Source organism: Streptomyces sp. ICC1, assembly GCF_003287935.1.
Lineage (GTDB): Bacteria > Actinomycetota > Actinomycetes > Streptomycetales > Streptomycetaceae > Streptomyces > Streptomyces tritrimontium.
This window is the reverse complement of the sequence record NZ_CP030287.1, coordinates 2,549,518-2,570,924: the sequence shown is the minus strand read 5'-3', so window position 1 is coordinate 2,570,924 and position 21,407 is coordinate 2,549,518. Positions and strand designations below refer to the sequence as shown.

The window sequence follows — 21,407 nt, the reverse complement described above, 5'->3', positions numbered from 1 at the left end:
TGCTTGGTCGATAGGTCCGGGGCGGGGGAGTGAGGGGGGCGCTTGTCGGATCAGCCTGATCTGTTCTCCGCGCAACTAGAGGACAGTGCCGATGGTCTCCAGCACATACCGCCGTTCGTCGCGCCAGTGGCCGCCACGGCCGGCGCGGTAACCGCCGATCCGGTGGCGCTGCGCATCGCCGAGGCGATTCGAGATGTGTTCGGGGACTCCGGCTCCGAGAACGGCCTCAGCCGCGCGGAGATCTCCCAGGCATGCGAGTCAGTGGCCTCCGCCGACGAGTTCGATGCACGCTTCCATGTCTTCACCAGGCTCCAGCTGCTGGAGCCGCTGCGGCTCAAGGCCCACGACCAGCGCTATGTCTTCAACCCCACCAGCGGGGCGGCGCTCCTGGTCTATGAGCGCCTGCGGGAGGCCGGCGGAGTCCACGAGATCACGATGCTCCTGGACCGGACCCGTGAAGGCATCCTGAACGGTTCCCTGACCGGGGCGGACCTCGCCACGAAGATCGCCAAAGTCCGGCGCAGCCTGGCGAACTACACCAACCATCTGCTCAGGCTCGTCCGGACCAGGCCCATCGAGGAACTCCTCGGTCAGCGCCACCATCACGCCCATGCCGCGTCGATCCAGGAGGCAAAGTACGTCGTCGACGCCATCGCGGAGCGGTACCCCGGGCTGCGCCCCGCCGGTACGCGGCTGATCCAGGAGGCGCTGCGATACACGGCGGCTGTTCAGGAGTTCCACGACCGGCTCATGCGGCAGGCCATTACCCGCCGCGACTTCAGCATGCTGCTGCCCGAGCAGTACCTGACTGCTGCCCGTCGGGCGCCTCTCGACGCGCTGGCAGGCGTGTTCGCCGCGACCGTCTTCGACCCGCCTCGTGTGGACATCACTGTCGGCCAGGTTCTCACCGCCGCCGCCGACCACCGGACCCCGCCGCCGCGGCAGCGCTTGCCGCGGCCTCCCGCCAGGCCGCCGGGTCCGGATCCGGTCGAGACCGCGCGGGCCAGGGTCGCCCGGGCACGGGAGCGACGCGAAGCCGCGGTGACGCTGCTGATGGGGGGCAGGGCCGGAGCCGACCTCACGGAGGAACTGCGCGCGATGCCGTGGCAGACAGCGGTCCGACATGTCGTCGATCTGCTACGTGCCGCGGCCGACCCGGCCCTGCCGTTCATGCTCGCCATTTCCCGGAAGGTTGTGGTGGATCCCGACGGCCCTGTCACCTACGCCTCGCCCATGGCCGTGTACCGGGTTCCCGACGGCCCTCAGGACATGCAGGACCGCAACGACGACTCCGAGACCACGCCGGCAGAGCCCTCATGAGCGAGGACCGCTACCAGCTGGCGCGTGCCAGGGCATCGCGCACCTTTCCTGTCCCGGCCGACCGTGAAGAGCTCGCTCGGCTGCGCAGCGCTGTCGATGACGTGGACCGGCGCCTGACCGACGTCGTCACCGCAGGAGGAAACCGTGAACTGATGCTCGCCTTCAGCCCCGACGTCGAACCCGCCAACGGTTCCCTGGACGACAGCGATGTCCGCCGCCCTGCCTCGGCCTTCCGCCTGGTCACCCTCGCGGCCTGTATCCGCCATTGCTGGCCCGACCGGAGCCAGCCCCTGTACCCGGGACAGGCCGCCAGACAGGACGACGTCATAGCCACCCTGGCCCCGCTCCACGATGCCCTCGCCCCCCGGGAGGGCATCGGCGCACTGGGCCGCACCTCGCATTTCCTCGCCGCCGTACGTTTCTTGCGCGCCTGCGGCTACCTCGCCCCGGACGAAGACGACGGCACGATCCGCCTCGGCCCCATGTGCGCACTGTGGTCCGAGCGTGACGTCACCGAACTCCGAAGCGGCTACGACGTCCTACCCGGCCCGAGGAAGGAGTGACACGGTGGACATACCGGCACTGGACTCCCTGCCCTACGGCCGGCGGGCGGACGTACGCGCCGCGGTCAGCGCCGTGGAGACCGCCAGGCTGCCAGTACGGCCGGCCCACTACCGCGCCCTCGCGGAGACTGCGCTTCGAGTCGTCGTGGAACAGGTCCTGGCCGCGTCCGGACGTACCCTGCTCGCTGTGGGCGGCGGCTACCTCTCCGGCTACGACGACGACGTCAGGCAGCGCCTGGCACACGAAGGCATCGGCATCCTGCCGCGCGCCGACCGCGCCGTCCTCACCCTGGTCCTGCTCCACAGCGTTGCCATTCCCCAGGCCTCGGGCGTCACCCTGCCCGACCAGCCCTGGACTCTCGGCACGCCCGTGCCCGTGCAGGAACTCAAAGGCTGCCGGGTGCCCGACGGAGTCGTCACCGGCGCTCTGCAGCGACTGGTCGACGCGGACCTGGTTCGCCACACGAGGACCGGCTACGTCCTGGGTCACCAGTTTCTTCGCCTGACGAAGTCCGCGGGCAGTGAACTGTTCGAAGAACTCATCCTGTTGGCCGACCCCGCCGGTCCGCTCGCCGAGTCGATCCGGCGCCGACGAGCTTTCCGCCCGGCATCCCCGACCGTCGTCCCTGATCGACAGAGACAGGACACGCCATGACCACCCCACCCGCGTCCGACCTGCCACGGGGCGTCGTCGGCGACCGCCAACTCGTCGCCATGCAGACCTTTGACATTGCCAGGCTCACCTCACACCCCGTCCCGATCGTCCCCGAGACATTCATCGCGGTCTCCGGCCTCGGTCCCAAGGAGGACTCCAACGGCTCCGGGAAGACCAGCTTTCTCATCGCCGTCTCCCTGCTGCTGGCCGATCCGCAATGGCGACTGGACACCAACGGGGGACGACCTGCCAGCGGCATCCTGTTCCATCCCGAAGCCGCCGGAGTCGACCAGGCCCACCGGGCATCGCCGGTCGACCACGGCTACATCGTCGGCGTCTTCGCCCACCCTGCCGACCCCGCGGCCAACCCCTTGACCGTCTGGATCCGCATCGCCACCACCGCGCCCTACCTGCAGGCCAACTGGACCGAAAGTCTGCACCTCGCCGACGCCGCCACCGACCACGAACGCAGCATCCAGGCCGACGACCTCTGGCGCGCACTGGGCACACGCGAACTGCTCTCCGCCCGCGCCATGGCCGACAAGCTCTACGGCATCGCCCCCCGCTGCCTCACTTACCTCGACACCGCCCTGCGCTCACCCGCCCCCTCGCTGCTCAGCCAGCAGCTGACAGAGATGGAACCCAAGGACATCGGCCGGTCCCTGATCGCCCTGTCAGGCATGAGCCATCTGCTGGACGAGGAATACAGACTGCGCGGCCTCGCGCTGGAGAGCCAGATCGACCTCGAGAAGGCTCAAACGGAGCACGAGAAGCAACGGCGCGCCGAAGAGCAGGTGATGGACGCTGTGCGAGCCCGACAGGCCGCCCGAGACAGCCTCGAAGCTGGCCGAGCGGCGTGGCAGTGCTACCTCGCGGCCTCCTACCGTGAGGCCTGCGCTCTCGACGAGAGCATCGCCGTGAAGGTCCGAGCCGCACAGGAGGCCGTCGCGGCCGCCGAGGCCTCCGCACAGGAAGCCGACGACCGCGAGAGCACGCTCAGATCGGCTACCGACCTCGCCGACTTGGAGCGCCAGGCCGCACAGAACTGGTCAAACGCTCAGCAACTCAGCAGCGAACTCGCACAGAAACTCACCGAGTTCACGACCTGGCACGCGGTGCTGATCGAGGAGCGCTCCACCCTTCTGCCCCATATTCAGGGCTGGGACGGAAGCGACACGGCTACCACCGCCAACCGACTAGAGCTGGGCAGGCGCGACCACCTCAAGGCGGAGCAGGCTCGCGATGCTGCCGAGGCCGCCGTCACCCGCGCCGAGAAGCACTTGAACGACGTCGAGCAAGGCCGCAGCGGGACCGCCGGCCGCGCCATCGACCTGCTGAGCGACCGCGGCATCCCCGCCTTCGGCCTGCTCGACCAGATCGATCTGGAGGCGACCGCCCGTCCGCTGTGGGAGCCGCGCCTTGCTCCCTGGAGCGATGCCGTTGTGGTCCAGCCCCGCCACGAGCACCGGGCCCGAGGTCTCCTTCACACCGCCCTGCCCGGAACCCAGATCGTCATCTGCGACCTCCAGCGGGAACCGCTGCCCGAAGGAGTTCGCAGCAATCTGAACCTGGCACGCTTCCTGACGGCCCTCAACGAGCGCTTCGGCCCCACGGCCGACGGCGCCGATGTCCACGACCAGGCGCTGGCCCTGACCGTCACGGGCGGTTTCACCACCCCGCTGGCCGGACGTGAAACCCGGCTGCAGCAGGCCCGTCGGCAACTCGCCGACGCCAATACGCAAGTGGCAGAAAACGCCAACACCCTGACAGCCGCTGCCGCTGGCGTCACCCTGGCCCAAACACAGCACACAGCAGCCCGAGCCGCCGAGAAACTCGCCCAACTCGAGACGGAAGAGGACCAACTCCAGACGGACGTCGCCAAGGCCGACGCTCGACTCGTCGAAGCCAAACGAACCGAAGAACAACTCCAGGGAGTCTGGCAGCACGCCTGGGGCGAACACAACGGCCACAAGCAGCGCCTCACCACTGCCAAGCTCGAACTGGACGCCGCAAAAAAGGAACTCAAAGACCGTCGCAGCACCATCGCCGCCCTCGAACACCAGCGCACCAAGGCAGCCGCAGCGCAATGGCAGAATCTGTGGGGCAAAACACTCGACGAGGCAATCCACCGGCTGGCTGACATCCCCGATCAGCCCCAAGCCCCTCGACCCGCGGCACTGCGCCGACAGGCCGAGCACGCCCTGCGCCGCGCCTACGAGCGCTACGGTGTCGACGGCGACCCCGACGCGGACGTGGGCGAAGATCTACGCGAAGGCGACAAGATGGCACGCCTTTTGGCCGATGCCGAGCCCGGCGAGCCGCCGTCCCGCTCCTTCGCCGACGCGGCCTACCCGCTGGAGAACCGGCTGGCCGGCCACCGGGAGCAGGACGACGTGGCGGCAGCACGCATCACCCGCGACCGCCGGACCCGGGAGCAGGCGATCGAGGAGCTGGACGCAGTCGGGGCCACGCGCAGGAACGCCTTGGAGACCATCCAGGACATGATCGAGAATCACCTCGAGGGTCTCTTCAGCCAGATCGGCGCGGCCTTCAACGACCTCGACCTGGGCAGCGGCAGCTTCGGTGCCAAGCTCGAGCACCGTAGCGTCCGCCCCCAAGGGGCTGGCGACTGGCACTGGCAGGTCACCCCGCGCTGGAAGCGCTCCCGCACCGGCGGATACGTCTCCTACCGGGAGAACGCCAACAGCGCCCAGGTCAAGGTGCACGCCATCCTGCTCGTTCTGGCAGCCCTCCTCGCCGACAACCAGAGCCGCGGACGCGTGCTGATCCTCGACGAACTCGGCAACAGCCTCGGCGAGACCAACCGCAAAGACATGCTCGCAGCCCTGCGCGACGTCGCCCGGGACCAGCACCTGACCATCCTCGGCACCTGCCAGGACAGCGTCCTGGCCGATGCCGCCGACGTCTGCGGCGAACTGCTTTGGTTCACCCACGCATCAGCCGCAGACATCACCAACCAGCCCACCACCGTCTGGGCCTTCGACAGCAACGGCGAACGGACCCGACTCACCGAAGAGTGGATCATTGCAGGACGCTCCCATGCCTGACCCCGCCAACAGCCCTCCGCTCCTCGTCGGCGAAGCATACGGGCGCGAAAGCGTCCCGCTGCGCGACCTACCCCCGGGTGTCATCGCGGTAACCCTGCCCCGCGTCATCAAGGACGCCGACGACGTCATCCACGTACGTGTCCCCAAGGACCGCAAGCAACGCATCAAACCCCGCCAAGTCGACCTGGTCGCCAACCACCCGGTCAGCCCCTATGACCCACCACCCACCCTGACGACCCGGCAACTGGCCAAAGTCCTGGAGACGAAGAGCACCAAACGCTGGTCCACCATCGAGGCCGCCCTCGGCGACAACGCCTGGCAGGTCACCGTCGACCTCATCCGCTGCGGCGCCGTCATCCTGCGCTGCGACGTCGTCAACGTCACCGGCTACAGCCCCCGCTCCTGGACCCTGACGCATTCATGGGCAGAGCTCGCCGAGGACAAACTCGCCGAACTCAAAGGCCGCTCCCACCCGGAAGACCTCCACAGCGAACTGCTCCACCTGATGTCCGACATCCCCCAACTCGCCGCCGAGAAGCAGCTGCTGGCCGACACGCCACCCGGTCGCGTCCTGAAGGTCCCCGAGGGGACAGCCACCCGCGCCGAGGACTGGCGCGTCTACGAACTCGCTGTCCGGGCCGCCAGCACCTGGTGGCCCGCCCAAGGCCAGCCCCGCAAGATCACCGCGAAGGAACTCGCCGGCCGCAGCCTCCGCGACACCAAAAGCACGTGGACCCCCGCACGGCAGCAGGCCTTCTCCAACCTCATCGGCGTCCCCTTCGACCAAGCCGTGGACAAGGCCGACACCGACCTGCGCATCCGCGGACCTCTCCAGTGGCGCGTCGGCACCGTCATCGCCGACACGGCAGCCTGCGACCCCTGGCTCTCCCTCCCGGCCCGCGGCGTCCACACCCTCGGCATGATCTCCTGCGACGCCCGAGGCCTGTTCATCGTCGAGAATGAGGACACCTTCGAACAGATCTGCAAGATCCCGGAGATTACCGACACCTGGCTGTGCGTCTGGGGCAAGGGCTACGCGACCAACGGCCTCGTCGAACTCCTGCGCACCCTCGACGGGCTCCCTCTCGTGGCATGGGGCGACCTCGACGCCCACGGCATCCGCATCATCAGCAACCTCGCCGACCGCGTCGCAAGGCCCGTCACCCCGATCGCGATGACCGTCGACCTCTACCGCGCCGGCGTCAAATACTTCCAGCCCCCGGAAAAGCTCGCGGGCAACCGCGAACTGGCGATCCAGCTCGCCCAAGAAGCCCTGCCGGCCCTGCGAGACCTGGCCGGCGAGATCGCCCGGACTGGAGGCGAAGGCTGCGAGCAGGAGACCCTCTACGACGAAGTCCTGCCCGCACTGCCAGGTCTGCTGGAAGCGGTGCTCCTGTCCGGCATCGGGTGACCACGGCACGGAGCCGAAAGCGACGAATGCAGCACGGACCCTGGTCCGGTGAAGCCGGAGGGCATCCGCCAAAGGGGCCGCGCCCTCGACAGGCCGCCATGCCCACTCTCGTGAAGCCCCGGCCTGTTCGAGAAGTCGTGCGAGGTGTGCGCGCAGGTGCCGCGCCCCGGCGGCCATCACCGGATCGAAGCGGCCGTCCTCGATGTGGCGGCCGGTCAGGCGGTGGTGGCCGCGGGCGCCGACGAGGAGCGGACGTGCCCACGCCGGAACCGCGTGCAGGCTGCCGGCGGTGCCCGGGACCGTATGGCCTGGCCGCGGAGACGTCGCCGCTGATGTCGATGTCGCGTACGGACCGCAGCCCGACCCGGCCTCGGGCGTGACCCCGAACGCAGGGGCCGGCCGGATCCGTTGCGCGGTGGCGGTGGCCCCGGGCCAGTTGGTGCGGATGCGGGGCGCGATCGAGGACGGCCCGGCAGGCCGCAGTGGTGGGTGCTGCCCGTCCGAGGCCGGGGCGACGTCGGCTGCTGCGGGCGGAGAGGCCGATGCCTAGTTCACCATCACCCTCGTCCTGCACCCCCTCTCCGGCCGCGGCGACGCCTCGGCCATCCCCCTGGAAGCCGGCCGCCCGTGCGTCCTCACCTCCCGGCACCGCCACGCCTGCATCGTCGTTGGACGAGGTGCGGGCGAGGGTGACGGTTTCGGGGTAGGTGACCAGGTCGCGGGCCAACAGCGTGGCGGAGGCTGTTCCCGGCTGGTTGAGGTGGGGGTTGGCCGTGGTGAGCTGGTGTAGTCGGTGGTGCCAGCGGGTGGGTGAGGTGTTGCTGGTGGTCGTACCAACGGGTGGTGACCGCGCGCTATGGTCCAGGTGGTCATGGCCCGGGAGTGACGCTGGAGGCGCTGGTGGGCATGGGGCGCTGCGGTGAGTTCGGGTATCGCCTCAACGTGTAGGGGTGTGTGGAGTCGGGGGTCGGGGGCGGCTTGCTGATGTTGTGGGCAGATGAGCCGGTGCCAGGGCCGGTGGATCCACGTGGTCAGGGTGGTGCCGCGGCTGTGGCGGCCGACGCACAGAGTGCAGGCGGGTACGGCCTGGTGTTCTCTTCCCACGGGTGTCCAGATCGCGGTGGCCGGGCCTGTCCCGGTACCGGGTGGCGGGCTGCCGTGCTGGGTCAGGTGCGGTAGGGCGTGGGCGATGTGGTCGGGCGGGATGCCGGCCATCGTGGCCACCTGGCGGACCGCAGTGGAGGAGAGGGTCAGGTCGGCCGTGGGTGGGGTGCCGTGTCCGTGGACGGTGATACCGAGGCCGTCGAGGAGTTGGGGCAGCGGCCGTACCCGGAACACCCCCGGCGCCACGGAGGGAAGCCGCACCAGCCACGCGTGCGCGACGGGATCACTGGGCGATGCCGCGATCCCGGCCGGTGCCCCGCCGGTGCCGGGCGAGCGCACGTGGCCGGCAGTCTGGCTTGTCCGGTTCACGGGGCAGGGGGCCTGCGCCGGGGGCACCAGGCCCCGCCCCCCGACGAGGCGCCCGCGCCGACGCCCGCCGAGGACCGCAAGCACGTGGTCAGGCGCCGCTGGATCACCGCGATCATCATCCTGCTGCTCGTCGGGGTCCCGGCCGGCTACCTCGCCGTTTCCGCGCAGCAGAGCCGCCAGAGCGGCCGGGACAAGGCCGCCAAGGTCGGCGCGCACCAGGTGCGCTCCGGCTGGCCCTCCAAGGTGCAGCGCAGCATCTACGAGGTCCCGATCCCGCCGAAGGCCTGGCGGGTCGGCTTCCTGGAGACCAACAACTGGCGCACCAGCCGGCTCTACACCCAGTTCGCGGTCACCCCGCCGGAGCTGGACGCGTTCCTGGCCTCGGTCGGCACCAGCCGGGAGGCGCTGACCCCCGGGGTGTCGATCTCCGAGCACGACACCACGGTCGCGGGATGGAACTGGAAGCCCACGACCGAGTGGCTCGGGACCACCGTCGACGAGGACGCCGCGCGGCCCACCCGTGACATCACCGTCGACCTCACGGACCCCAAGGTCTTCAAGGTCTACGTGGTCTCCACGGCGGTCCCGTAAACCGCCGGGCGTTCCGGGGCCCCGCGCGGGTACAGTGCCCGTCGGGGGCGGGGTCGTAGCGCAGAGGTTGTCGCGCGCGGTCTCCAAAACCGCGAGGACGCCGGTTCGAATCCGGTCGGCTCCGCCTTCCCGTCGACTGTGCCGACTCCGCCGACGCGGCGGCGCTAGCCTTGGATCATGAAGCTCACCAAGCGGCTGCACTCCTGCGTCCAACTGGAGAAGGACGGGCGCGTGCTCGTCATCGACCCGGGCGCCTTCAGCGAACCGGACGCCGGCCTCGGGGCGGACGCCCTGCTGGTCACGCACGAGCACGCCGACCACTTCGAGGAGGGCCGGCTGCGGGCCGCCCTCGACGCGAATCCGGCGGCGGGGCTGTGGACCCTGCGCAGCGTCGCGGAGAAGCTCGCCCCCGCCTATCCGGGCCGGGTCCACACCGTGGGCCACGGGGACACCTTCACCGCCGCGGGGTTCGAGGTCCAGGTGCACGGCGAACTGCACGCCGTGATCCACCCGGACATCCCGCGGATCACCAATGTCGGCTACCTGGTGGACGCCTCCCTCTTCCACCCGGGGGACGCGCTGACCGTGCCCGAGGCCCCCGTCGAGACGCTCATGCTCCCGGTCCACGCGCCCTGGAACAAGATCGCCGAAGTGATCGACTACGTCCGCGAGGTCAAGCCGCGCCAGGTCGTCGCCATCCACGACGCGGGCCTGACCGAGGTGGTGCTCCCGATCTACGCCACCCAGATCGGGAAGCTCGGCGGCGCCGGATACGGCCGACTCACCGCCGGGGACAGCGCCGAACTGTGACTGTCGGTGCCGGGCGGTAGGTTGGACGGCATGCGTATCGCCACGTTCAACGTCAACTCGATCACCGCCCGGCTGCCGCGCCTGCTGGCCTGGCTGGAGAGCTCCGGCACCGATGTCCTGTGCCTCCAGGAGACCAAGTGCTCCGCGGAGCAGTTCCCCTACGAGGAGCTCCGGGCACTGGGGTACGAGTCGGCCGTCAACGCCACCGGCCGGTGGAACGGCGTGGCCCTGCTCTCCAAGGTGGGCCTGGAGGACGTGGTCGTGGGCCTGCCCGGCGGACCGGACTACGAGGGCGTCCAGGAGCCCCGCGCCGTCTCCGCGACCTGCGGCGGGGTGCGCCTGTGGTCGGTGTACGTGCCCAACGGGCGCGAGGTCGAGCACGACCACTACGGCTACAAGCTGGACTGGTTCCGGTCCCTGACCACCGCCATCGCCGAAGACGCGGCGGGGGAGCGCCCGTTCGCCGTGCTCGGCGACTTCAACGTGGCCCCGACCGACGAGGACGTCTACGACCCGACGGTCTTCGAGGGCCTCACCCACGTCACCCCGGCCGAGCGGGCCGCCCTGGAGCAGCTGCGCGCCGCCGGGCTCTCCGACGTCTTCCCGCGCGCGCTCAAGTACGACCGGCCGTACACCTTCTGGGACTACCGGATGCTCGCCTTCCCGAAGAACAGGGGCATGCGCATCGACCTGGTCTACGGGAACCCGGCCTTCGCCAAGGCCGTCACCGACTCCTACGTCGACCGCGAGGAGCGCAAGGGCAAGGGTGCCTCCGACCACGCGCCCGTCGTCGTGGACCTTGATCTTTAGGCGGATCTCGATCTGTCACGGTCCAGGCGCGCCCTGTCGCCCACCGGCGATCCGGGTGTCAGTCTGGGCTTATGAACATCCCTTTCCTGGCCAACTGGCTCAATCGGAATGAAACGGACCGGGGCGCGAGCGGGCTCGCCGCCGCCCTCGCGGATGACCCCGAGGGCATCAACGAGTTGTTCGCGGAATGCGAGATGCTGCGCGCCCACGCCCGGTCGGCGGGGCTCGAACTCGACGAGACCCCGCGCTCGTTGGAGGAGCTGGACCAGCTGATGCCGCGCTGGCGCCGGGATCCGGAGATCACCCCGTGGCTCGGCAACGACGCGGGCTTCTACCTCGGGACCGTGATCATCCGGTCCGTCCAGGGCGCCGGCTGGCAGGTGTGGCCGAACGGGCAGCCGATGATCCGGCTGGCCTCGGGCCGTGAGCTGAACGTGGTCGAGTCGGGCGTGTCCTGGGCGATGACCGGGTCCCCCGAACTCAGCCAGGCGTACGCCGAAGCCTCGGAAGGCTGACCTCGCCGGGCTTTATGCGGCTTTTAGGCGTGTCGCGGTGAAGTGCCCTTCCACGGCTGGATAGTTTGCGCTGACCTCGACACACCGACAAGTGGGCAGGGCAGCGTATGGCCGTCGATCCGTTGATCGAGCTGCGGGACGTCAACAAGCACTTCGGACAACTGCACGTCCTCCAGGACATCAACCTCACCGTCGGCCGCGGGGAGGTGGTGGTGGTCATCGGCCCCTCCGGCTCCGGGAAATCCACCCTGTGCCGTGCGATCAACCGGCTGGAGACCGTCGAATCGGGCACGATCACGCTCGACGGCAAACCGCTGCCGGCCGAGGGCAAGGAGCTCGCCGCGCTCCGCGCGGACGTGGGGATGGTCTTCCAGTCCTTCAACCTCTTCGCGCACAAGACCGTCCTGGCCAACGTCTCCCTCGCCCAGGTCAAGGTCAGGAAGCGCAAGAAGGACGAGGCCGACAAGCGCTCCCGGGAACTGCTGGAGCGGGTCGGGCTCGCCGACCAGGCCGAGAAGTTCCCCGCCCAGCTCTCCGGCGGCCAGCAGCAGCGCGTGGCCATCGCCCGCGCGCTCGCCATGAACCCCAAGGCCCTGCTCTTCGACGAGCCCACCTCCGCGCTCGACCCGGAGATGATCAACGAAGTGCTGGAGGTCATGCAGCAGCTCGCCTCCGAGGGCATGACGATGGTCGTGGTCACCCACGAGATGGGCTTCGCCCGCTCCGCGGCCAACCGCGTCGTGTTCATGGCCGACGGGAAGATCGTCGAGGACCGGACCCCGGAGGCCTTCTTCACGGCCCCCGAGAGCGACCGGGCCAAGGACTTCCTCTCCAAGATCCTCAAGCACTGAGGGCCGGCCCGATGAGACACCTGCCTGCGGCGATCCCGCGCACCCCGCTCCTGCCCGCCTGCGCCCTCGTCCTCCTGCTGCTGGGAGCCGTCACCGGCTGCGGCAGGTCCGGCAGCCCCCCGGTCAAGGGGCCCCAGCCCGAGGACCTGCCCGTCTACCAGGTGGCGACGGGCTTCCAGCTGCCCGAATCGCGCACCTGGGAGAAGGCCAAGAAGCGCGGCCACCTCGTCGTCGGAGCCAAGGAGGACCAGCCGTACATGGGGGAGAAGGACCCCGCGAGCGGCCGCTACTCCGGCTTCGACATCGAGATCGCCAAGATGATGTCGGCCTCGCTCGGCTTCGACCCCAAGACCATCGAGTTCAAGACGATCGCCTCCGCCAACCGCGAGACCGCCCTGCAGAACGGCCAGATCGACTACTACGTCGGCACGTACACGATCAACGACAACCGCAAGAAGCAGGTCGGCTTCGCGGGCCCCTACTACCTCGCCGGCCAGTCCCTGCTGGTGCGCAAGGGGGAGACGGACATCAAGGGCCCCGAAGACCTCGCCGGCAAGAAGGTCTGCTCGGCCGCCGGCTCCACCCCCTACCAGCGGCTCCAGAAGGAGTTCCCCCGCGCCGTCCTCGTCGCCTACGACACCTACTCGGTCTGCGTTGACAACCTGCTGACCTACCAGGTCGACGCCGTCTCCACCGACGACTCGATCCTCCTCGGCTACGCGGCCAAGGTCCCCGAGGAGCTCAAGGTGGTCGGCGAGCCCTTCTCCGAGGAGCCCTACGGCATCGGCGTCCCGCGCTCCGACAACGCGCTGCGCTTCGCCCTCGACGACGCCCTCGAGGAGAACGAGAAGAACGGCAACTGGAAGAAGGCCTACGAGGCCACGCTCGGCCTGTCCGGCGAGCCGGCGCCGAAGCCGCCCGCCATCGACCGCTACCCGGCGAGCTGAGGGGAGAGCGCACCGCCATGAACGTACTCACGGACAACTTCTCGCTCTACGGCAAGGGCTTCCTCGGGACCGTCGAGCTCACGGTCTACGCCTCGCTCCTCGCCCTGGTCCTCGGCTTCCTGATGGCCTCCTTCCGCGTCGCCCCCATCGGCTCCTTCCGGGTCTTCGGCGCCGTCTGGGTGGCCATCCTGCGCAACACCCCGCTCACCCTGCTCTTCTTCGCCGTCCTGCTCGGCCTGCCGCGCTTCGGCCTGGTGCTGCCCTTCCAGCTCTTCGCCGTCCTCGCGCTGGGCTGCTACACCTCCGCCTTCATCTGCGAGGTGCTGCGCTCCGGCATCAACACCGTGCCCAAGGGGCAGGGCGAAGCGGCCCGCAGCCTCGGCATGTCCTTCGGCCAGACCCTGGGCACCGTCGTGCTCCCGCAGGCCTTCCGCTCCGTCATCCCGCCCATCGGCTCCACGCTGATCGCCCTCGCCAAGAACTCCGCGATCGCGGGGGCCTTCAGCGTCACCGAGCTGCTGGGCACGTACAAGACCCTCAACGAGCTGGGCTACAGCATCATCTGGACCTTCGTCTGGATCGCGGTGGGCTACCTGATCATCACCCTGTCCATCAGCGCGCTGTTCAACGTGCTCGAGAAGCGCTACGGAGTCGCCCGATGACAGCGCACGCGCTCCACGGGGACACGCAGTCCACCGCCCTCTACGACATCCCGGGCCCCCAGGCCCGCCGCCGCCACTTCCTCTACGGGATCCTCTCGACGGCCGTCATCCTCGGACTCCTCGGCTGGCTGCTCTACCTGCTGTTCTCCACGAACCAGTTCACCGCCGCCAAGTGGACCCCCTTCGCGTACAAGGGCATCCAGGAGCTGCTGCTCAAGGGACTCTGGAACACGCTGAAGGCCTTCGCCTACGCCTCGGTGCTCTCGCTCGCGCTCGGCGCGGTCCTCGCCACCGGCAGGCTCTCCGTCCACCGGCCGGTGCGCTGGCTGTCCACCCTGTGCGTGGAGTTCTTCCGGGCCATGCCGGTACTGGTGATGATCTTCTTCATCTTCGTCGCGCTGAAGGTCCAGCCGCTGCCCGCGCTGGTCGCCGGGCTGACCCTCTACAACGGCTCGGTGCTGGCCGAGGTCTTCCGGACGGGCATCAACTCGGTGGAGCGGGGCCAGCGCGAGGCCGCGTACGCACTGGGCATGCGCAAGACCCAGGTGATGACCCACGTACTGGCCCCGCAGGCGGTACGGGCCATGCTGCCCACGATCATCAGCCAGCTGGTGGTCGCCCTGAAGGACACCTCGCTCGGCTACCTGATCACCTACGAGGAGTTCCTGCACGCGGGCAAGCTGATCGCCTCCAACCTCGACTACGACCTGCCCTTCATCCCGGTCGTGATGATCATCTCGCCGATCTACATCGGAATGTGCATGCTGCTGTCCTGGTTCGCCACCTGGGTGGCCAGACGGGAGCGGCGCAGCCCCAAGACGAAGGCGGTCGCCATCGACCCGGCCGAGCCGGGAGCGGCGCTGCCGGGCCAGATCTGACCCGCAGGGCCTGGGCCCCGAGAGCCACACCCGGCCCGGCGGCAGCCGTGGATCACTGCTCGCGCAGCGGTACCGAGACGTACGAGGGATCGGTGCGCGGCGAGGAGAAGGTCAGCTGCGCGCCGGTCGGGTTGTGCTCGATGTACAGCGGGTCGACGGTGTCCACGACGACGGCGAGGCGGTGCCCGGCCGGGACGTCGTAGGCGGTGGAGAAGAGCTCCAGGTCCACGCCGAAGGCCTGGCCGGCCGGCCGGTCGTGGAAGGTGTACGGGGCGTTGCTGACCAGCTTGCCGATGCCGAGCGGGCCCACGTCGTAGAGGTACGCGACGAAGGTGCCGTCGGACTTCGTGGGCGTGACGGTGGTGTGCAGCTTCACCGTGCCGCGCACCCGCCGGGCCTCGTCGTAACGCGGGGACTGCCAGACGGCGGCGAAGGCGCGGGGGAGCAGCGGGATCGAGGCGGTCGGGGGCGCCTGGAAGAACTGGTCCAGGACGCTGGACAGGAGGACGATCCCGCCGTTGGCGCCGGAGTCGACGCCCGCGAAGACGTGCTCGCTGTCGGAGAGCATCAGCTTCTCGGTGCCGCCGGAGCCGACCGACTTCCAGTCGGCGTAGCCCTCGTACCCGCTCTCGCTGCGGGACTTGATCTGCACCGGGGCCTCGGAGTCGACGCCGTTGCGCTCGCCCTTGAGGTAGCGGTCGAACCAGCGGTGGGCGTTGGTCCAGGTGTCGTTGGGCAGGCCCAGCAGGCCGGTGCCCTCGGCGGTGGCGTGGTCGCCGGGCCGGAACTCCAGCCGCTTGGGGCCGGTCAGCTTCTCGAAGAACTCCGCGTACTGGTTGGGCGGGAAGATGGTGTCGCCCCAGGCGTTGCCGAGCATGATCGCGGCGCCGTTGGCGTTGATCTGGTCGACCTTCTCGGAGGCGGAGCGCTTCTTGCCCCACTCGATCATCTGCGGTTCCCGGTCCAGCTTGGAGCCGAGGAAGTCGCCGAGGATCTGCCGGAGTTCGGGGCCGGGGCGGCCGGTGAGGTAGCCCGCGCCGCCGAGCAGGGCGGCGGCCTGCAGGTGCTGGGTGCGGCCGGAGTAGATGGACTCGATGAGGTCGGCCCAGCCGCTGAGCGCGACCACGGCCTTGATGCGCGGGTCGCGCGCGGAGGCGAGCAGGCTGATGCCCGCGCCGTACGAGACACCGCCCAGGCCGATGTGTTCCGCGTCGGCGGGGGTGTGGGCGAGCGCCCAGTCGATGACGGCGGAGACGTCGGCGGTGTCCGCCGGGCCGGCGGTCTCGATCTCGCCGCCCGAGAGCCAGAAGCCGCGGGAGGTGTAACTGACCACCACGTAGCCGGAGTCGGCGAGCTTCTTGGCCTGCGCGATGTATTCGATCTGCGGCATGCCCCAGCTGGTGGGCAGCACGATCAGCGGGTACTTCGCGCCGGCCCGGGCGCCGGCCGGGGTGAAGACGTTGCCCTTGAGGGTGATGCCGCCGGAGCCGGGGATGTCGTGGAACCGGAGTTCCGAAGAGGCGTCGGTGGCGGCGGCGGTCGTGGTGGCGGGGGCCGCCTGGGCCTGATGGGGGGCCAGGCCCAGGGCGGCTGCCGCCAGTACGGCTGCCATGGCAGCCGCGGTGCTGGTGGTGCGGACGGTGCGGACCATCGGTCGCTCCTCGCGTGCGCCGGGTGTCAAAGTGACCCGACGGTAACGGGAGGGGCTTACCGGAAGTAACCCATGGGTAAGTTACGTGCCGGTAACGATTGAACGATAGTCAGCACGTGGGGTCCGCACGCTCCGTCAGCCGCTCTGCGGGGCTCCGGCCTGGGCGCTCTTGGCCTGCCACTGCTCCCACGACAGGTTCCACTCGCCGTAGCCGTTGCCGATGTCCGCATTGCCCTTCGAGCCGTCGCCGACGACCTCGAAGGGGTCGCCGACCTGGGACTGGGCGAAGAAGGGCTTGGCGTTGGCGTCGCTCATGCCCACGCAGCCCGAGCTGGTGTTGGAGCGCCCGAAGTTGGAGGCGTTCCACGGCGCCGCGTGCACGTACATGCCCGACCAGGTCAGCCGGATCGAGTAGTCGACGTCCTTGTCGTAGGCGTTGCCGAGGCCCACGGTCTCGGAGTTCATCCGGATCGTGCCCTCCTTCAGCATCAGCACCATCTTCCCGCTCCAGGAGGCCTTCTGGCCGCCCGGGGTGCCGGCCGAGACCGGGATGGTGTCGACGGTCTGCCCGCCCTCGGTGACCGACATCTTGCTCGTGTCGAGGTCCACCTTCATCCGGCGGTCCTTGCCGATCTTGAACTCGGTGTTGTAGTCCTTCACGAACAGCCCGCCGCCGGGGCCGGAGTCGACACCGTTCAGGTTCATGTCGACCTTCACGTCGGTGCCGGACTTCCAGTACTCCTTGGGCCGCCAGTCCACCCGGTCCTTGCCCGAGTAGTCCTTGATCCAGCCCCAGGAGCCCTCGGTCTGGTTCGAGCTGGTGACCTTCAGCTGCTTCTCGACCTCGGCCTTGTTCTTCACCGGGTTGTCGAAGACGATCGAGACCGGCATGCCCACGCCGACCGTGCTGCCCTTGGTGATGTTGATCGTGACCTTGTTCACCTTGTCGGCGGCCGTGGTCTTGAACGTCGTCGCGGCGCTCTGGCTGTCGGTGTTCTGCGCCTCGACCTTGTACTCGGCGCCCGCCGAGGCGTTGCGCTCCGACTTCCAGGTCTTGCCGTCGGCGGATATCTGCCCGGCCAGCTCCCCGCCCTTGGCGTCCGTCACCTTCACCGAGGCGAGCTTGCCCTCCGCGATGGTCACGGTCACCGGCTCGCCGGCCTTGACCTGGTCACCGGTGAGGTTCACCGAGACCGCCATCTCCGGCTTCTGCTTGATCTCCGACTTGGCGTCGCCGCCCGAGGCGGCGCCGCCGCCGCCGCAGGCGGTCAGCGCGGCGGCCAGCAGTGCGGTGCCCGCCACCACGGCGTGGCGGCTGCGTACCCGAAAGACCCGGCGTGTGCGGCTCAACGAAAACCCCTCCGAAGTAATGATCGTCCACAAAAGGAGATGCGAACGACACGACTCTAGGTTGCACGAGATGCCGAAAAGATCGGGAATCCAGGTTGTGACGTACACCGCAGCGAGACGGTCATCGTCCGGTCACAATCGCCGCGCGAGCCCGTCATGGACAGCTGTGAGAGTCCTGTGCATCCGCTGAACCGGACGTACAGGAAGGCCGATCAACCGTGTGCGCACTGCTCGTGACACCCGCCCAGCAGCACCAGCCGCAGCATCAGGACAAGCGTGGAGGCAAGGTGCTCACGGTGCGCTCCCTGTCCGTACCCGAATACCAGGGTTTCCTTTCCCGGCACGGCCGGGCCAGTTTTCTGCAGTACCCGTCCTGGGCGCGGGTAAAGGACCTCTGGCGCTCGGAAAGGGTCGGATGGCACTACCCGGACGGGGAAATGGAGGGTGCCGCGCTCGTCCTCTACCGCCAATTCCCGGGGACCCGCAAATACTTCGCCTACCTCCCCGAGGGCCCCGTCGCCGACTGGGCCGACCCCGACCTCGACCGCTGGCTGACCCCCCTCACGCGCCACCTCAAGTCCTCCGGAGCCTTCGCCGTCCGCATCGGCCCCACCCCGGCCTACCGCCGCTGGGACGCGGCCGCCGCCAAGGCCGGCGCCGGCGCCGGCCGGCAGATATCCGACGTGCTCGCCACCGAGGTCGACCCCGTCGGCGCCGCGCTCGCCGACCGGCTGCGCACCCGCGGCTGGAAGCGCTGCGGAGGCGAGGACGACGGCGACGCCCAGCCGCGCCACGTCTTCCGCGTCCCGCTCGCCGGGCGCTCCGTCGACGACCTGTGGTCGGGGCTGAACCAGGAGTGGCGGCGCAATGTGCGCAAGGCCACGAAGGCCGGGGTCGAGACGGTCATCGGCACCGCCGCCGACCTGCCCGAGTTCTACCGGCTGCTGCGCATCACCGAGGAGCGCGACGGTTTCGAGCTCGGCCGCTCGCTCGCGTACTACCAGCAGCAGTACGAGGCCCTCAACGCCGAGGAACCCGGCCGCATGCGGCTCTACCTGGGAGTCCACCAGGGGGAGGTCCTCGCCGCGCACACCATGATCGTGGCCGGCTCCCGGGTCTGGTACCAGACGGGCGCCTCCGCCGACCACCGCCGCGAGGTCCGCCCCAGCAACGCCCTGCAGTGGCGCATGATGTGTGACGCACATGCACTCGGAGCGGACGAATACGACATGCGCGGGGTACCCTCCACCCTCGACCCCGACGAACGCTCCTTCGGGCTGCTGCGCTGGAAGCTCGGCACCGGCGGACAGGTCGTCGAAACGCTCGGCGAGTGGGAGACCTCGATGGACGGATACGCCAACACGGCCCTCTACAAGGCGTTCCAGGCGTACATGGCCCGCCGGTGACCGTCGCAGACCCCAGAACGGCCGGTGCCGGCAGCCCGGAACAGGACGTCACCGACCGCGCGGCACCGGGCAAGACCTCGGTGCTGCGCAGCGGCGCGCTCATGGCGGCCGGCTCGATCGTCTCCCGCGCCACCGGCTTCGTCCGCTCCGCCGTGATCGTCGCCGCACTCGGCACCGGGCTGCTCGGCGACGGCTACAGCGTCGCCAACACCGTCCCGAACATCCTGTACATCCTGCTCATCGGCGGAGCCCTCAACGCGGTCTTCGTCCCCGAACTGGTCCGCGCCGCCAAGGAGCACGCCGACGGCGGCGCCGCCTACACCGACCGGCTGCTCACCGTCTGCACGGCCGCGCTGCTGTGCCTGACCGCCGCCGCCGTACTGGCGGCCCCGCTGATCGTCTCGGCGTACACCGGCTACACCGGCGGCCAGGAGTCCACGACCGTGGCCCTGGCCCGCTACTGCCTCCCGCAGATCCTGTTCTACGGGCTGTTCACCCTGCTCGGGCAGGTGCTGAACGCCCGCGGCCGGTTCGGCGCGATGATGTGGACCCCGGTCCTCAACAACCTCGTCGTCATCGCCGTCTTCGGCCTCTTCATCCTGCTCTCGCACGACGCGGCGAACGGCCTGACGGCCGCCGACACCCGCCTGCTGGGCATCGGCACCACCCTCGGCATCGTCCTCCAGGCCCTCGGCCTGATCCCCTCGCTGCGCGCCGCCCGCTTCCGCTGGCGCCCCCGCTTCGACTGGCGCGGCAGCGGACTGGCCCGCCCGCTGCGCAACGCCGGCTGGCTCGTCCTGCTCGTCCTGACCAACCAGATCGCCTACTGGGTCGTGACCCGGCTCTCCACCGCCACCGGGCAGCGCGCCGTCGACGCCGGCCTCGCGGGCGGCGCCGGCTACACCGCCTACAGCAACGCCTACCTGCTGTGGATGGTCCCGCAGGGCATCATCACCGTCTCCCTCGTCACCGCCCTCATGCCCCGGATGAGCGCCGCCGCCACCGACGGCGACCTCGGACGCGTGCGCGCGGACGTCTCGTACGCGCTGCGCTCCAGCGCCGCCCTCGTCGTCCCGGCCGCCGCGCCCTTCGCGGCCCTGGCGCCCTGGGTGATCGGCAGCGTCTTCGAGTACGGGCGCACCGGCGCCGCCGACGTCGCCGTCATGGCCGGCATGCTGGCGGCCTTCGCGCCCGGCCTGATCGCCTACTCCGCGCAGTACGTGCTCTCCCGCGGCTTCTACGCCCTGTCGGACACCCGGACCCCCTTCTTCCTCAACCTGGTCATCGCCGCCCTGAACGCCGGGCTCTCGGCCGCCGCGTACCTCCTGCTGCCGCCCCGCTGGGCGGTCACGGGCATGGCCGCGGCCTGCTCGATCGCCTTCGCGGCGGGTGCCGCCGTCACCGCGTACGTCCTCGCCCGGCGGCTCGGCCCGCGCACGGGGACCCGTACGCAGCGGCGCACCACCGCGCTGCGCACCCACCTGCGGCTGCTGGCCGCCTGCGCCCCGGCGGCGGCCGCCGGGTACGCCGCCGCGCGCGCCGCCGACCGGTTCGGGAACTTCGCCGGCGTCACGGCGGGAACCGCGGCGCTCGTCCTCGTCGTCGTCGTCCTCGCCCGGCCCTTGCGGCTGACGGAGATCACCGACCTCCTCGACTCCGTACGACGCAGGGCCGCCCGCTGACAAGGACCGTCACCGGCCGTACGACAATGGCCGAAAGCATGAGTGCAACGATCTACGAGCTTGGAATACTGACCCGATGCCACGCGTACTGCTGATCGAGGACGACCCTTCCATCCGGGAGGGGGTGGGCCTCGGCCTGCGCCGCAGGGGCCACGACGTGAGCGCCGCCGAGACCGGCGAGGCCGGACTCGAGCTCATGGCGAGCTTCCACCCCGAGCTCGTGCTGCTCGACCTGATGCTGCCCGGCATGAACGGCGTGCAGGTCTGCCGCCGGATCCGCGAGAACAGCCAGGTTCCGATCATCATGCTCACCGCGCGCGGAGACGACTTCGACATAGTCGTCGGCCTCGAGGCCGGCGCCGACGACTACATCGTCAAACCCGCCCGCACCGAGGTCATCGAAGCCCGCATCAAGGCCGTGCTGCGCCGCCTCAGCGAGCCGACGGGCGGCCGCCTGGACGTGGAGTTCCACGGCGCGCTGGCCATCGACCGCTCGGGCCTGACCGTCGCCAAGAACGGCGAGCGCGTCCCCCTGGCCCCCAGCGAGCTCAAGCTCCTGCTGCACCTGTCGGCCTCGCCCGAGCAGGTCTTCTCCCGCCAGCAGCTCCTCGAGTACGTGTGGGACCACAGCTACCACGCCGACGCCCGGCTGGTGGACGCCTGCGTACGCCGCCTGCGCACCAAGGTCGAGGACCCCGACGCCACCCCCCGCTACATCCAGACCGTACGGGGCTTCGGCTACCGCTTCGGCCCCCTGTAAGCGG

At 69.7% G+C, this 21,407-nt stretch carries 18 protein-coding genes and 1 tRNA gene; 17 read left to right on the top strand and 2 right to left on the bottom strand.

What is annotated here, in order from left to right:
* The first annotated feature begins 42 nt into the window (after positions 1-42).
* From DRB96_RS12140 to DRB96_RS12075, 14 genes are all read left to right on the top strand, one after another.
* Positions 43-1,320 (top strand): hypothetical protein, encoded by a 1,278-nt coding sequence (locus DRB96_RS12140; RefSeq protein WP_112448469.1) that lies wholly within the window; start codon positions 43-45, stop codon positions 1,318-1,320.
* On the top strand, positions 1,317-1,883 hold the full coding sequence (locus DRB96_RS12135) for a hypothetical protein (RefSeq protein WP_112448468.1): 567 nt from the start codon (positions 1,317-1,319) through the stop codon (positions 1,881-1,883). The genes DRB96_RS12140 and DRB96_RS12135 overlap by 4 nt, the downstream gene beginning before the upstream one ends.
* 4 nt (positions 1,884-1,887) lie before the next feature.
* Entirely contained in the window at positions 1,888-2,538 is a 651-nt protein-coding gene (locus tag DRB96_RS12130; protein ID WP_112448467.1) for a hypothetical protein, read from the top strand.
* Entirely contained in the window at positions 2,535-5,606 is a 3,072-nt protein-coding gene (locus DRB96_RS12125; RefSeq protein ID WP_112448466.1) for a hypothetical protein, read from the top strand. The genes DRB96_RS12130 and DRB96_RS12125 overlap by 4 nt, the downstream gene beginning before the upstream one ends.
* Positions 5,599-7,017 carry a Wadjet anti-phage system protein JetD domain-containing protein gene (locus DRB96_RS12120; protein WP_112448465.1) on the top strand — a complete coding sequence of 473 codons (1,419 nt, stop codon included), beginning with the start codon at positions 5,599-5,601 and terminating at the stop codon, positions 7,015-7,017. The genes DRB96_RS12125 and DRB96_RS12120 overlap by 8 nt, the downstream gene beginning before the upstream one ends.
* Before the next feature lie 1,557 nt (positions 7,018-8,574).
* Positions 8,575-9,081: a hypothetical protein gene (locus tag DRB96_RS12115; protein WP_204358199.1), complete on the top strand. Its 507-nt coding sequence runs from the start codon at positions 8,575-8,577 to the stop codon at positions 9,079-9,081.
* Positions 9,082-9,130: 49 nt separating this feature from the next.
* Positions 9,131-9,205, top strand: a tRNA-Trp gene (locus DRB96_RS12110).
* Positions 9,206-9,258: 53 nt separating this feature from the next.
* Entirely contained in the window at positions 9,259-9,891 is a 633-nt protein-coding gene (locus DRB96_RS12105; RefSeq protein WP_112448464.1) for an MBL fold metallo-hydrolase, read from the top strand.
* Between the two features lie 30 nt (positions 9,892-9,921).
* The gene (locus tag DRB96_RS12100) at positions 9,922-10,701 is read left to right on the top strand and encodes an exodeoxyribonuclease III (protein ID WP_112453360.1); all 780 of its coding nucleotides are present in this window, start codon (positions 9,922-9,924) and stop codon (positions 10,699-10,701) included.
* 71 nt (positions 10,702-10,772) lie between these two features.
* On the top strand, positions 10,773-11,216 hold the full coding sequence (locus tag DRB96_RS12095) for a DUF6278 family protein (protein WP_112448463.1): 444 nt from the start codon (positions 10,773-10,775) through the stop codon (positions 11,214-11,216).
* 107 nt (positions 11,217-11,323) lie between these two features.
* On the top strand, positions 11,324-12,067 hold the full coding sequence (locus tag DRB96_RS12090; RefSeq protein ID WP_112448462.1) for an amino acid ABC transporter ATP-binding protein: 744 nt from the start codon (positions 11,324-11,326) through the stop codon (positions 12,065-12,067).
* 11 nt (positions 12,068-12,078) lie between these two features.
* Positions 12,079-13,014: a glutamate ABC transporter substrate-binding protein gene (locus DRB96_RS12085; protein WP_112448461.1), complete on the top strand. Its 936-nt coding sequence runs from the start codon at positions 12,079-12,081 to the stop codon at positions 13,012-13,014.
* Between the two features lie 17 nt (positions 13,015-13,031).
* On the top strand, positions 13,032-13,676 hold the full coding sequence (locus tag DRB96_RS12080; RefSeq protein ID WP_112448460.1) for an amino acid ABC transporter permease: 645 nt from the start codon (positions 13,032-13,034) through the stop codon (positions 13,674-13,676).
* Positions 13,673-14,554 (top strand): amino acid ABC transporter permease, encoded by an 882-nt coding sequence (locus tag DRB96_RS12075; RefSeq protein ID WP_112448459.1) that lies wholly within the window; start codon positions 13,673-13,675, stop codon positions 14,552-14,554. Before DRB96_RS12080 ends, DRB96_RS12075 begins: the two co-directional genes overlap by 4 nt.
* 52 nt (positions 14,555-14,606) lie before the next feature.
* On the opposite strand, the gene DRB96_RS12070 is transcribed toward DRB96_RS12075, so the two are convergent.
* Together DRB96_RS12070 and DRB96_RS12065 are read right to left on the bottom strand one after the other, a co-directional pair.
* Complete coding sequence (locus DRB96_RS12070; RefSeq protein ID WP_112448458.1) at positions 14,607-16,205, bottom strand: alpha/beta fold hydrolase; 1,599 nt, start codon at positions 16,203-16,205, stop codon at positions 14,607-14,609.
* Between the two features lie 135 nt (positions 16,206-16,340).
* Positions 16,341-17,555, bottom strand: a complete 1,215-nt coding sequence (locus tag DRB96_RS12065) for an Ig-like domain-containing protein (RefSeq protein WP_239516257.1) — start codon at positions 17,553-17,555, stop codon at positions 16,341-16,343.
* A gap of 296 nt (positions 17,556-17,851) precedes the next feature.
* On the opposite strand from DRB96_RS12065, the gene DRB96_RS12060 reads away from it, so the two are divergent.
* The 3 genes from DRB96_RS12060 to DRB96_RS12050 all read left to right on the top strand — a co-directional run bounded on the left by DRB96_RS12060 (position 17,852) and on the right by DRB96_RS12050 (position 21,403).
* Entirely contained in the window at positions 17,852-18,961 is a 1,110-nt protein-coding gene (locus DRB96_RS12060; RefSeq protein WP_239516823.1) for a peptidoglycan bridge formation glycyltransferase FemA/FemB family protein, read from the top strand.
* A gap of 80 nt (positions 18,962-19,041) precedes the next feature.
* Positions 19,042-20,643, top strand: coding sequence for a murein biosynthesis integral membrane protein MurJ (murJ, locus tag DRB96_RS12055; protein ID WP_239517871.1), 1,602 nt, complete (start codon positions 19,042-19,044; stop codon positions 20,641-20,643).
* Between the two features lie 76 nt (positions 20,644-20,719).
* The gene (locus tag DRB96_RS12050) at positions 20,720-21,403 is read left to right on the top strand and encodes a response regulator transcription factor (protein ID WP_112448456.1); all 684 of its coding nucleotides are present in this window, start codon (positions 20,720-20,722) and stop codon (positions 21,401-21,403) included.
* Positions 21,404-21,407: the final 4 nt, after the last annotated feature.

Coding starts and splice junctions, on each gene's coding strand:
- DRB96_RS12135 (WP_112448468.1), top strand. CDS start 1,317: ATGAGCGAGGACCGCTACCAGCTGGCGCGTGCCAGGGCATCGCGCACC.
- DRB96_RS12125 (WP_112448466.1), top strand. CDS start 2,535: ATGACCACCCCACCCGCGTCCGACCTGCCACGGGGCGTCGTCGGCGAC.
- DRB96_RS12120 (WP_112448465.1), top strand. CDS start 5,599: ATGCCTGACCCCGCCAACAGCCCTCCGCTCCTCGTCGGCGAAGCATAC.
- DRB96_RS12105 (WP_112448464.1), top strand. CDS start 9,259: ATGAAGCTCACCAAGCGGCTGCACTCCTGCGTCCAACTGGAGAAGGAC.
- DRB96_RS12100 (WP_112453360.1), top strand. CDS start 9,922: ATGCGTATCGCCACGTTCAACGTCAACTCGATCACCGCCCGGCTGCCG.
- DRB96_RS12095 (WP_112448463.1), top strand. CDS start 10,773: ATGAACATCCCTTTCCTGGCCAACTGGCTCAATCGGAATGAAACGGAC.
- DRB96_RS12090 (WP_112448462.1), top strand. CDS start 11,324: ATGGCCGTCGATCCGTTGATCGAGCTGCGGGACGTCAACAAGCACTTC.
- DRB96_RS12085 (WP_112448461.1), top strand. CDS start 12,079: ATGAGACACCTGCCTGCGGCGATCCCGCGCACCCCGCTCCTGCCCGCC.
- DRB96_RS12080 (WP_112448460.1), top strand. CDS start 13,032: ATGAACGTACTCACGGACAACTTCTCGCTCTACGGCAAGGGCTTCCTC.
- DRB96_RS12075 (WP_112448459.1), top strand. CDS start 13,673: ATGACAGCGCACGCGCTCCACGGGGACACGCAGTCCACCGCCCTCTAC.
- DRB96_RS12070 (WP_112448458.1), bottom strand. CDS start 16,205: ATGGTCCGCACCGTCCGCACCACCAGCACCGCGGCTGCCATGGCAGCC.
- DRB96_RS12050 (WP_112448456.1), top strand. CDS start 20,720: ATGCCACGCGTACTGCTGATCGAGGACGACCCTTCCATCCGGGAGGGG.